Source organism: Paenibacillus sp. CB74 (assembly GCF_055687625.1).
The window spans coordinates 5,149,721-5,161,970 of record NZ_CM146009.1 but is presented as its reverse complement, the minus strand read 5'-3'; the positions used below and the strand labels follow the sequence as shown (position 1 = coordinate 5,161,970).

Below are 12,250 nucleotides of genomic sequence, written 5' to 3'. Positions count from 1 at the left end.
GATTACGGCGAACCGTTCGTTACATGCCCAATGATGTGCTCAATCCATGGAACTTCATGAATTTTGATATTTCAGGATGCGTCTCATACTGTAAACTTGAACTATCATTGCAGTTGCTCCAACGCAGTGTCGATGGATTTGGTGAACAGAGGATTATCTTTGGTATTGCTCCAGTAGACGATAAGGGCATTTCCTTTCTCATATAGAAAGGGGAATGTTGTGAAATGGGCATTTTCCATGTGCTTATTGAATTCTTTGGTCCCGTTAATGCGATTCTTCTCTGAATTGAAAATATAGAAATGTAAAAATTCAGGGCTATAAGGCTCTTCTTCCACTGGTACTTCAACGGAGTACACCTCAGGCACAACATCATTTAATTTCAAAGGATACCCGGTTATACCAAAGGACACTAAATTCAAGTTTTGAGTCTCAAGCGCTGTTACTACTTCGTCAAGTGTAAAATGATTATCATCATTTTTTATCTCTTCCGAACATCCATTCAAAGCAAACAAGCAGATTAAGATGAATATAAGTGGTCTAATTTTCGAGATCATCAATATAACATCTCCTAAAAAAATAATGATGTACCTTTATTTTTATAATTACACACGACATTCCGTGACCGACGGGATTGGACTAATGCAATACTGCAAAGAGATCTTGTGGTAAGTGAGTGATGGAGTCTCTAGGCAAAAAAGGTATCCTTTTAATAAACAACGCTCCAAGGTGATAAGTTTCCTGCAAAATGGAATATCACTTTTCTTTTGCATTTTTTTCATAAACGACATGAAACTACATATTGAGAAGTGGGCCTTAAGATGTGGTATACTGGAGAGTATGAATGAAATGCAAAGAGGAGGTGCCTTGGAAGATGAAGGGCAAGCTAGTGCGGGCTGAGGGACACCTTGCCAATATTATACCGATTCACTTGGATGCTTCTTTCTTTTTTGAAAGAGCTGTCCGCTCGCTGGACCGTAATCATGTTGACAAGGCATTAAAATATTTTCGCAAAGCTGTTGAATACGAACCGGAAAATCCGGTAAATCATTGTAATATGGCGGGTATATTATCGGAGAAGGGGGATTACGAAGCCTCCAATGCCATTCTGGCTAACGTGCTGGAAGTGGTAGATCCGTCGATGACGGAATGTTATTTCTATATGGCGAACAATTATGCAAATATGGATCGGTTTGAGGAAGCCGAGCAAGCACTTGTTACCTATCTGGAGGAGGACACCCAGGGTCAGTTCATGACGGAGGCCGAAGAGATGATGGAGCTTCTGTACTATGAGCTGGATCGTCCGACCAAACTGAATCGAATCAAATCACGCAAAGGTGTAGTGGAGCACGACCAGGCACGGGAACTGTTGGAAGAAGGGAAATTTGCACAGGCTGCTGAATTGCTCGAAGGCATGTCTTCTGATTATCCTGATTACTTGGCTGCCCGTAACAATCTGGCACTCGCCTACTATTATATGGGTCTGTTTTCCAAAGCAAAAGAGACCATTGCCGAAGTGCTTGAACAGGAACCAGGTAATCTGCATGCACTCTGTAATCTGGCCATTTTCCATCAAAACGAGAACCGGGCCGATCAAGTGCTGCTTCTGATCAAAAAATTGCGGGTCATCGTGCCATTCCAGCACGAACAAGTCTACAAACTCGCGACAACGATGGGAATTCTGGGCCAACACGATACGGCTTATGTTCACTTCCGGCGTTTGCTCAAGGACGAAGAGACAGCTGCTGATCCGGCACTTGCTCATTATGCAGCAGTGGCGGCTTATAATACAGAACGTTATGATGCTGCTGAGCGTCTATGGCATCATGTGTCCAAGCTTGATCCGGGTTCCGAAGTATCCCGTTATTATCTGTCAGGTCTTGAAGCTGTAAAACAAGGCGAGCAAGAACCAGAGAAGCTAAGTTATCACTATCATCTGCCTTTCGACGAGCAGTTCAGACAGTGGGAGAACTATGGTAACGGTATACCTGAAGAAATGAAGAATGATCCACTGATTCGTTCATCGTTCTTCTGGGCATTGCGGCATGGTGATCGGGCAACGAAGTTGCAGGTTATTCATGCGCTCGGAATGATCGGTGATTATGAGGTGCAGCAGGCTCTGCAATCCTTCATTGAAGAGCCGGGAGAAGAACAGGATCTGCTTGAGGCAGCACAAGCTGTACTGAACGGATTGAAATCGGCTGAACATGAGGATGGGAATACACAGGTGGTTCGTCCCTTTTCTCCTGTTGCCTTGAAGTCCATTGGGAAGGTTCAAGCCACATCAGAACCATCGGACACTAGCTCGACCTCTCATTGGCAGGCTGTTGTTGATCGTGCATTACAGATGTCTGAAGCAAAGGCTGAGTTGCAGCAAGAGATGGAACGGCTCTGGACGGATTATGTATCCCGTGTACATCCAGAGGTTCCGGGCACGAAACAAATTGAGGGTTGGGCTGCTGGACTTGAATATTTGGCAGCGAAGAATCATAGTCGTCCCGTTACCTATCAAAGCATTGCTGAGCGGTATGGGATATCGGCATCAACGGTTAGCAAGTATGCTAAACAGATTCATGCGGTGTGTAACAGCAATCCACCACTTGTATAGAAAGTTGGCCCTCACTCGTTTTCAGAAAGACATCATGAGGTGAAGGATACAACAACCGGGAAAACGGGTAAACTTAACGAATGGGCCTTGTAAATGCCTGTAGGATATCATCTTGGCAAGTTCATCGCTAGTACAACACATTCTCACCTTAATTAAGGAGGCTGTATCTATATGTCTAAATACAGAACGATTGTGATCGGAACGGGACCTGCGGGTCTGACAGCAGCGATATATCTGGCTCGTGCTAATCTGAAACCACTGGTTATCGAAGGTCTTCAGCCGGGTGGTCAATTGACGACGACAACGGAAGTTGAGAATTTCCCCGGTTTCCCGCAAGGTATCATGGGTCCGGAACTGATGGACAACATGCGTAAGCAAGCTGAGCGTTTTGGAGCCGAATTCAAAAATGGTTGGGTGGAAGAAGTTGATTTCAGCAAACCGCCCTTTAAGGTCAAAGTTGGAGGAATCGGTGAACTGGAAGCTGAATCGATCATTATCTCCACAGGTGCTTCCGCTCGTTATCTCGGTATTCCGGGTGAGCAGGAAAATGTGGGACGTGGTGTAAGTACATGCGCGACATGTGACGGCTTCTTCTTCCGGGGCAAAAAAATCGTGGTTGTGGGCGGTGGTGACTCCGCCATGGAGGAAGCAAGCTTCCTGACTCGTTTTGCAACAGACGTCACATTGGTTCACCGTCGGGATGAGTTGCGTGCATCCAAGATTATGCAGGATCGGGCTCGCAGCAATGAGAAGGTAAAGTGGGCGCTGAACCGTACTCCACTCGAAGTCGTACCGGAAGCTATGGGTGTCAAAGGACTGAAGGTGCGCAACAACGAGACGGGGCAGGAAGAGTTGCTCGAAGCAGATGGCGTATTCGTTGCCATTGGTCACACGCCAAATACCGGATTTCTGGGTAATGCGATCACACTGGACGAACATGGCTATGTTGTGGTTAAACCAGGAACGACGGAGACCAATATACCGGGTGTATTTGCCTGTGGTGATGTTCAGGATACGAAGTATCGCCAAGCTATTACGGCTGCAGGATCCGGATGTATGGCCGCGATGGATTGTGAGAAGTTCCTTGAAGGAAGCATTATCCATGATTGGAGCGAAACGTTGGATAAATAAGCATGACATGCGTGAGGTTGGGCATATGCTAGGAATAAGAGACAACGGGAAGTCTCATGTAATGAGAGAAGCCGGAAGGCTTCTCTTTTTTTGAAACTACAGTGGGCATGAGTTCGTATACATATGGGGCATATTAGCTGTGAGGTGAAGATTTTGGGGGAAATGATAAAAGATTGGCTACAGAATGCGACAGTGAGACGATTTTTGATCCTGCTCTTGTTCTGTTTGGTTTTGTTCAGTATGGGGAGTATGCTGCACATGATTCTGCTGTTGTTCCTGGTGACGTATGTCATGAACAGATTACAGCATTTCATTACAGGTGGTTTGAATCGGTTGTTTCCGATCAATTATAAAGTTGTGGTCATTCTGCTCTATATGATTGTTATCGCAGTAATTGTGCTCGGTATCTCCAGATATTCACCACGGATCGTGGATCAGGTCGTTCAGTTAACGAACGAGATTATGAAATTTTTGGATAGTGCAGATGGAGATAATTTTGCTTCCAAGATTGCGGGTTACCTTCAGTCCTTCGATATCAAAAATTACACCAATGATGCATTGAAATATATTTTCGCTTTGAGCAAATGGTTGGAGTTTATTCTGCTCGTTATCATTCTGAGTCTGTTCTTCTTGTTGCAGAAGCAGGAGATATCCAAGTTCACGTCCAAGTTCAAAACAAGTAAAATTGGATGGTTCTATAATGAAGTAGCTTATCTGGGAGACAAGTTCGTATCTTCTTTTGGTAAAGTCATTGAGGCACAGCTTCTGATTGCGGTGTTCAATACAGTGCTGACCATTCTGGGCTTATGGATTCTGGGTTTCCCATATCTGTTCGCGCTGACCATTCTGGTGTTCCTGCTCAGTCTGGTGCCCGTTGCGGGGGTTATCATCTCGCTGGTACCGCTCTGTCTGATTGGGTATCAGATGGGTGGACTGAAATTAAGCATTATTGTGATCATCATGATTATTGTAATTCATGCTTTGGAGACGTACTTCCTGAATCCAAAATTGATGGCGCACAAGACCAAATTGCCAATGTTCTACACCTTTATCGTACTGATTCTGTCGCAACACTTCCTGGGAATCTGGGGACTGATCATTGGTATTCCGATCTTTGTCTTCCTGCTTGATATTCTGGATGTGAACAAGATGGAGAAGACAGAAGAGCCGGTACGTGTGGAGTCGAAGTTGTGACGTATAGCTGAAGAACGGCTGAGTGCAATCCAATTGAAAAACATTGATTTTATAAAAGTAAGGCGCCTTCCATCTGTATCTGTGGAAGGCGCTTTTGTGTTGGCTGTGACGTCATTCAATGGTCCTCTGCGTGAGAATGACTGGTGGTTAGTGGAGTGAAATGGGACACCACGTTGAGGGGACGATGATCATCTTTTATGAATGGAACGAGGGGAGATGCAATATCATGAGTTGAGGCTTCCTCTGCTATCGAGGAAGGAACAAAGCGTGCGTTCATAAATGAAGGTGATGAGATTGTATACGTATTCATAAATGCTATGTGATGTGGTTCACAACCCTGTCAAAGCAAGATGTATCCGAGGTCTTATCGTCTTGACCCAGGCGTATCCTTCAATTATAGTTGGTACGTAGGACTTAAACTATTTTAGATAGATAAAGGTGGCTTGCAGCATGTCTGAGAAAATCTACGTTGGGGTCGATCTCGGCGGAACAGCAATCAAGGTCGGTATATGCGATGAACAGGGTCAGCTAATGCATACGTATGAAGGACCGACTGAAGTGGATAAGGGCGTAGACACAGTCATCGCCAACATCGAGAAGTATGTCCGACATATCGTAGCCGAATCACCATACAGTTGGGAACAGCTTGAGGGTGTGGGTGCTGGAGTGGCCGGTTTCACGAATGTACGCGAGGGAATTATCGTTCATGCCCCTAACATCGGATTTCGGAATGTGGCCATTCGTTCGATTCTGGAAGAACGTCTGGGCAAGCCAATCAAAATAGATAACGATGCAAACGTGGCAGCACTGGGTGAAGTATGGGCAGGAGCCGGTAAAGGCGTAGACAATTGTGTATGTTATACACTCGGTACAGGCGTCGGCGGAGGCTTGATCTTGAATGGTAACATCTATCAAGGCTTCTCGGGTATGGCGGGAGAGCTGGGTCATATCAGTGTAGTACCTGATCTGGAGGCCATCAAGTGCGGCTGTGGTAAAATGGGATGTGTAGAAACGGTATCGTCTGCAACGGGTATTATCCGTATGGCGAAGGATGCCGTAGAACGTGGTGATCATACGTCACTAGCACTCGTCGACAAGATTGCAGCCAAGGAAGTATTCGATGCTGCTAAGGCAGGCGATGAAGTAGCACAGCGTATTGTAAACCGTGCAGCATTCTACTTGGGCAAGTCCATGGCGACTGTAGCGGCTGTCATTAACCCGGAGATGTTCATCATTGGTGGTGGCGTATCCAAAGCAGGCAATTTCTTGTTCGATGAAATACGTACCGTATTTGCTAAGCTGACACCGGAACCGTTGCAAGATGGGGTTCAGATTCTGGAAGCTACACTTGGGAATAATGCAGGTATTGTGGGTGCGGCAGGTCTTCTCTTGCGTTCCTAGTAACCTCGTAACAATATATGAAGACAGCAATATGATAAGGAGGGGACATTTATGCTTGAAGGTGAAGGCTCACCAGGCACAGGCGCCACGCTCATTATCATTACGGGCATGTCCGGGGCAGGTAAAACCATTGCAGTACAAAGCCTGGAGGATCTGGGTTTCTTCTGTGTGGATAATCTGCCACCGGTATTGATTCCAAAATTTGCGGAACTAATTGAACAGTCAAACGGCAAGATTGGTAAGGTTGCATTGGTTATCGATCTGCGCGGGCGTGAATTCTTTACGGCTCTGTCCGAGTCTTTGAACTATATTAAAGATCATTTTACCATTCATTGCGAAATTTTATTCCTGGATGCTACAGATTCTGTGCTTGTTCAGCGTTATAAAGAAAGCAGGCGCAGACATCCTCTGGCTCCTGAGGGCATGCCGCTGGACGGCATCCGACTGGAACGCAAGATGTTGGAGGAACTCAAAAACTCCGCTACCCAGGTACTGAATACAAGTACAATGAAGCCTGCCCAACTGAAAGAACGCATCATATCCCGCTTTTCTCATCTGGAAAGCCAAATGCTGTCAGTGAATATAACGTCGTTCGGATTCAAATATGGCATTCCGATTGATGCTGATCTGGTATTTGATGTACGTTTTTTACCGAATCCGCATTATATTGATCATTTACGACCGAATACGGGACAGAATAGTGATGTGTACGAATATGTTATGAAGTGGCCAGAGACACAGGCGTTTCTGACCAAGCTGCTGGATATGCTGCATTTCCTGATTCCGCAATACCGGAAGGAAGGCAAAAGCCAGGTTATTATTGGAATCGGCTGTACCGGAGGCAAGCATCGTTCGGTAGCGATATCGGAATATTTGGGCAAGATGTTGGGAAGCAGCGAGACAGAAGCTGTCACCGTAAGCCATCGCGACGCTGACCGGGACCGTCATTGAAGAGGGTGAAGGGATGAAAGAGGCCGGACCACGAAGAGAACGTCCGAGAATAGTTGTAATGGGCGGCGGAACCGGATTATCCGTGATGTTACGCGGTTTGAAAGAGAAGCCGCTGGATATCACGGCCATCGTCACGGTTGCAGATGACGGTGGAAGTTCAGGCATCCTGCGCAATGAGCTACAGATGCCGCCTCCGGGCGACATTCGCAACGTGCTTACGGCACTGGCTGATGTAGAACCATTGCTTTCAGATATGTTGAAGTACCGTTTCAATACAGGCGCGGGGCTTGCAGGCCACAGCTTGGGAAATTTGATTTTGGCTGCAATGACGGATATTTCGGGCGACTTTGTGACCGCAGTGCGGGAGCTTAGCCGCGTGTTTGCCGTTCGAGGTGAGGTATTGCCAGCAGCCGGGCAGGCCGTTGTGTTGCATGCCGAGATGGAAGATGGCACAATTATTACAGGTGAGTCCAAAATCCCTGAGGCAGGCGGACGCATCAAACGTGTTTTCCTTGAACCGGATCACGTGGAGCCGTTGCCAGAGGCAGTAGAGGCTATTCGTCAAGCTGACGCCATTCTGATCGGGCCAGGCAGCCTATATACAAGCATTCTTCCCAATCTGCTTGTGCCTAAGCTTGCAGAAGCTGTGGTAGAGGCTGATGCGGTGAAGATGTTTATCTGTAATGTTATGACACAGCCGGGCGAAACGGATAACTATACGGTAAGTGACCACCTTAAGGCGGTACACGAGCATATAGGTCATCAGCTCTTCGACTACGTTATCGTAAATAATGGTGATATTCCGCTGCAAGTGCAGAATAAGTATGCGGAAAAAGGAGCAAAACCGGTTGTACTGGATATGAATGTACTCGAAAGTGCCGGCTATCAGGTGGTTGCAGATACCCTTGTTCTGTTCAAGACTTATCTGCGTCATGATGCCGACAAGTTAAGTCATCACATCTACCAGCTGGTACAAAATTGGATGTTACGGAAGAGGTGAAGTCCCATGTCGTTTGCAGCACAGACCAAAAAAGAGTTAACCATGATCGAGAGCGAACCGTGCTGCGAAAAGGCGGAACTTTCAGCCCTCATCCGTATGCTTGGTGCAGTGCAGTTATCGAATAAAAAAGTGATCTTGGATATTTCGACGGAGAATGCCGCCATTGCAAGACGGGCATACTCTCTGCTTAAAAAGCATTTTCAAGTGCATACGGAATTACTGGTCCGCAAAAAAATGCGGCTGAAAAAGAACAATGTATATATTGTTCGTATTCCAACTATGGTACAGGAGATTCTCAAGAGTCTTCATATTGTATCGGAAGGTTTTCTGTTTACACCAGGGATTAATACGGAGTTGTTTCAGCAGAACTGTTGTAAACGGGCCTATCTTCGCGGTGCATTTCTGGCCGGTGGATCGGTTAATAATCCGGAAGGCTCCTCGTACCATCTGGAGATTGCGTCCATGTATGAGGAGCACTGTCAGGCACTCGTTGATCTCGCCAATGAATTTCATCTGAATGCCCGGTGTATAGAACGGAAAAAAGGATTCATCCTATACATTAAGGAAGGCGAGAAAATCATTGAGCTGCTCAGCATCATTGGTGCTCATCAGGCCTTGTTCAAGTTTGAAGATGTACGGATTATGCGAGACATGCGTAACTCCGTTAACCGGATTGTCAATTGTGAAACTGCCAACCTGAATAAAACCATTGGAGCGGCTGTAAGACAAATCGATAATATCCGTTTGTTGCAAAAAGAAGTTGGTCTGGAGTCACTGCCTGAGAAACTTCGCGAGGTGGCGGAGGTTCGACTGGCTCATCCAGATATCAATTTGAAGGAAGTGGGCGAACTCCTTAAAGGTACAGTTAGCAAGTCTGGAGTAAACCATCGGCTTCGTAAAATTGATGAGCTGGCTGAGAAAGTGCGCACAGAACGTTATGGTTAAGACGTCGCAGGGTAAGTAACAAGGTCGGCTGTTTCTACTGAACTGAAACGGTCGGGAAGGTCAACCGTTAAGGATCTGGGAGAACTCACTTAGGTCATTGGATGCGCTCTGCAAAAGATGAAATAGGGCAAGATAATGTCCTACAAAAGACCCTGAGTTTTTTCTTCTAGTGTCCTGCACGGGTTAATGGTATAATGTTGTATAAATATAATTGTGTATTTAATGTCCAGATTTCATAATAGGGGGTAAGTTTCCATGACAAAGCACCCGGTAGTTGTCCGTTTGAAAACGGGTCTCCATGCCAGACCTGCGGCACTGTTCGTTCAAGAAGCGAATAAGTACTCGTCTGAAGTGTTCGTCGAGAAGGACGACAAAAAAGTTAATGCAAAAAGTATTATGGGGATCATGAGCCTTGCGATTAGCACAGGTACGGAAATCCAGATTAGTGCAGAAGGCGCGGATGCCGAACAGGCTGTAAACGCTTTAGTTAGTCTGGTAAGCAAGGAAGAGCTCGAAAACCAATAAGATATGATCAATCCAATGAAGAAGTCCCGAAAGGGGCTTTTTTGCGTTATTGAGGTATTTGCTATCGTCAAGTGCAACATTATGGAATTTGTCCCGTCTGTTAAGGTATCAAATCGATTAAAGTTTGAGATGTTAACACATAAGGAGGCTATCGTGATGGGTAAACAATGGATGAAACCGTTTGGTGCAGTGCTGGTGGCAAGTACGTTGCTTGTAGGAGGAACCGCTTGGGTTGCGCCAGGGAGCTATGCTTATGCTGCAGAGGTTCAAGGCGTACAACAGAATGTGATTAATGTCGTGGGTAAAGGTGAGATTCAGGTGAAGCCTGATATTGCTTATCTGTCCATTGGTGTGAACAGTACTGCAGAGACAGCTGCATCTGCTCAAAAAGCGAATGCTGCCAAAGTTCAAAAAGTATCCAACTTGCTGAAGAATACGTGGAAGATCAGTGCAGACGACATTCAAACCAGTCAGTTCTCTGTACAACCCAACTATACGTATAGCGAAAAAGACGGACAACAAATTAAAGGATACACAGCCCATCATACACTGACAGTCACGTATCGTCAGATGGACAAGATCGGCGAACTGCTTGATGCTGCTTCAGGGGCAGGTGCCAACAATATTGAGAACGTGCGCTTTACTGTAGAAAATCCGGAAACTTATGAGTCCCAAGTGATTGAGAAAGCTGTTGCCAATGCAGATGTAAAAGCTGGCGCCATCGCAAAAGCAGTTAAACGTCAACTGGGTGCTGTTCTTTCCGTAAGCCAAGGCGATGCGAATGTACCTGTGTTCTATGCAAGTGAGTCATTGATGTCCAAAGCAGCAGATACAGCAGGTGGCACTGAGATTGAAACAGGCCAGGTTAAAGTAAGCACAATCCTGAATATCACGTATGAAATGAAATAAATAAGATCGAACTAATGATTGTAAACTCAAGTAACCTTTATAAGTGTCATTTAAAGGGTACAACGAAATGATGACAAAGACTTTGTCCTGAGGACAGAGTCTTTTTTTGTTGGAAAAGCAAACTTTGATGAAGTTTGATAGAAGTGTACCTTTCTCAAGCAACGTGAAATGCTGTTTATTGGTATCTTTTTTGTATAGTTGTTCGTGACAAAAAGGTCATATCCCCTTATATTTTGCGTCTGATATTCATCAACATTGTAACTCGAGCTGTAAACCTTTCCGAAATTGGGTTAATTATAATAGAGAGGTGAGCGTATGAGATATGCGATCAGGTCAGGATTACATACGCAATGATACCTAATTGTGAATTCAGAGAGGAGTTTTATATATGACATCATGGAAAAAATGGACAAGTGCGTTGCTTGCAGCAGGAATTATTGTAGGTAGTGGTTCGGTATGGCAGGAGAGTTCGGTACAGGCGGCTTCTGTATCCTCGAAAGTGACAACCCCAGCTGAGGTAACGCTGAAATCGGGTGGGAAAACACTGACTCAAAAAGGACTTCTTCAAGGTGGATCGACTTGGGTCTCGCTGACAGCAGTCAAAGATGTAGCGGGTGGAACGTTGAAATATGATGCTAAAACGAAGTCATATACGGTAACAGCAGCCAACAATGCGATGACCGTTAGCCTGATGGATGGACAACCAAACGTCTATATTAACGGGTATTACCCTCAGGTGGAAGCAAAATTGATTCAGGGTCGATTATATATTCCATTCTCGGCAATGCGAGATTATCTGGGTGTACAGGGAAATTGGGATGGCAAAACCAAAACGTTGACACTCAGCAAAGTGAAGCAAAATAATGTGCAGGTAAAATCGACAAAAGTAAACGTGACTGTGAAAAATGCGGAGGTGGATGTACAATATCCGCAGGTGAGTGGACTTGCCAGCAAAGAAGCTGAAACGGCAATCAACAAAGTGCTCAAAGATGAAGTGGATACGGCTGTTGCTGCTTTCAAAAAACAAACCACTGAATTCGGCGGGGCAACCGCAAAACGTCCATATGCATTTGAAACTTCGTATGTCGTGACCTACAATGAGAACGGCGTGCTAGGTTTGATCACTCAACGTTATGAGGACTATGCAGGAGCACACGGCATGACAACCCGCACGGGACACACCTTTGCACTGGACACAGGCAAGGAGCTTACGTTAGATGATGTGCTGCAAAATAACAAAACCATGCGCGAGACGTTGGGTAAAAAAGTGGGCGAGCAACTGAAAGCCCGCGGTGGATACCTGGAAGGTTACAAAGGGTTAAATAAAGACCAGGATTTCTATGTGACACCAACAGGTGCAGTTGTGTTCTTCCAGTTGTATGAATATACAGCTTACGCGGAAGGTTTCCCTGAAATGAAGTTCACTTACAAGGAAATTCTGCCTAAGGCTACGGAACCGTTTAGCAACGTAACATCAGACAAGTAAGTTCGCGTAGGGTAACTTTTAAGCAAGAGCACTTATCACATTCTTCTCATGAAAAATAATAACAAGAATCCCCCGTCAAAGCAGGATGACGGGGGATTCTTGT

The 12,250-nt window shown here is 45.5% G+C and carries 11 protein-coding genes; 10 read left to right on the top strand and 1 reads right to left on the bottom strand.

What is annotated here, in order from left to right:
- Nucleotides 1–104: 104 nt before the first annotated feature.
- Nucleotides 105–554 carry a hypothetical protein gene (locus ACX9NY_RS22830; protein ID WP_472475257.1) on the bottom strand — a complete coding sequence of 150 codons (450 nt, stop codon included), beginning with the start codon at nucleotides 552–554 and terminating at the stop codon, nucleotides 105–107.
- A gap of 317 nt (nucleotides 555–871) precedes the next feature.
- Between ACX9NY_RS22830 and ACX9NY_RS22825 the strand changes: the two genes are divergently transcribed.
- The 10 genes from ACX9NY_RS22825 (at nucleotide 872) to ACX9NY_RS22780 (ending at nucleotide 12,147) form a co-directional block, all read left to right on the top strand.
- On the top strand, nucleotides 872–2,605 hold the full coding sequence (locus ACX9NY_RS22825; protein WP_472475255.1) for a tetratricopeptide repeat protein: 1,734 nt from the start codon (nucleotides 872–874) through the stop codon (nucleotides 2,603–2,605).
- Nucleotides 2,606–2,776: 171 nt separating this feature from the next.
- The gene (trxB, locus tag ACX9NY_RS22820; RefSeq protein WP_339239014.1) at nucleotides 2,777–3,736 is read left to right on the top strand and encodes a thioredoxin-disulfide reductase; all 960 of its coding nucleotides are present in this window, start codon (nucleotides 2,777–2,779) and stop codon (nucleotides 3,734–3,736) included.
- A gap of 123 nt (nucleotides 3,737–3,859) precedes the next feature.
- Entirely contained in the window at nucleotides 3,860–4,930 is a 1,071-nt protein-coding gene (locus tag ACX9NY_RS22815) for an AI-2E family transporter (RefSeq protein ID WP_339304865.1), read from the top strand.
- A 450-nt stretch (nucleotides 4,931–5,380) separates the two neighbouring features.
- Nucleotides 5,381–6,331: an ROK family glucokinase gene (locus ACX9NY_RS22810; protein ID WP_017691252.1), complete on the top strand. Its 951-nt coding sequence runs from the start codon at nucleotides 5,381–5,383 to the stop codon at nucleotides 6,329–6,331.
- Between the two features lie 51 nt (nucleotides 6,332–6,382).
- Complete coding sequence (rapZ, locus tag ACX9NY_RS22805) at nucleotides 6,383–7,282, top strand: RNase adapter RapZ (RefSeq protein WP_017691251.1); 900 nt, start codon at nucleotides 6,383–6,385, stop codon at nucleotides 7,280–7,282.
- Between the two features lie 13 nt (nucleotides 7,283–7,295).
- Nucleotides 7,296–8,282 (top strand): gluconeogenesis factor YvcK family protein, encoded by a 987-nt coding sequence (locus ACX9NY_RS22800; protein WP_017691250.1) that lies wholly within the window; start codon nucleotides 7,296–7,298, stop codon nucleotides 8,280–8,282.
- 6 nt (nucleotides 8,283–8,288) lie between these two features.
- On the top strand, nucleotides 8,289–9,227 hold the full coding sequence (gene whiA / locus ACX9NY_RS22795; RefSeq protein ID WP_253429043.1) for a DNA-binding protein WhiA: 939 nt from the start codon (nucleotides 8,289–8,291) through the stop codon (nucleotides 9,225–9,227).
- A 255-nt stretch (nucleotides 9,228–9,482) separates the two neighbouring features.
- Entirely contained in the window at nucleotides 9,483–9,752 is a 270-nt protein-coding gene (locus tag ACX9NY_RS22790) for an HPr family phosphocarrier protein (protein ID WP_017691248.1), read from the top strand.
- Between the two features lie 156 nt (nucleotides 9,753–9,908).
- A complete protein-coding gene (locus tag ACX9NY_RS22785) occupies nucleotides 9,909–10,661 on the top strand; it encodes an SIMPL domain-containing protein (RefSeq protein ID WP_339258241.1) in 753 nt (250 codons plus the stop codon).
- Between the two features lie 388 nt (nucleotides 10,662–11,049).
- Nucleotides 11,050–12,147, top strand: coding sequence for a stalk domain-containing protein (locus ACX9NY_RS22780; protein WP_472475249.1), 1,098 nt, complete (start codon nucleotides 11,050–11,052; stop codon nucleotides 12,145–12,147).
- The last annotated feature ends 103 nt before the right edge of the window (nucleotides 12,148–12,250 follow it).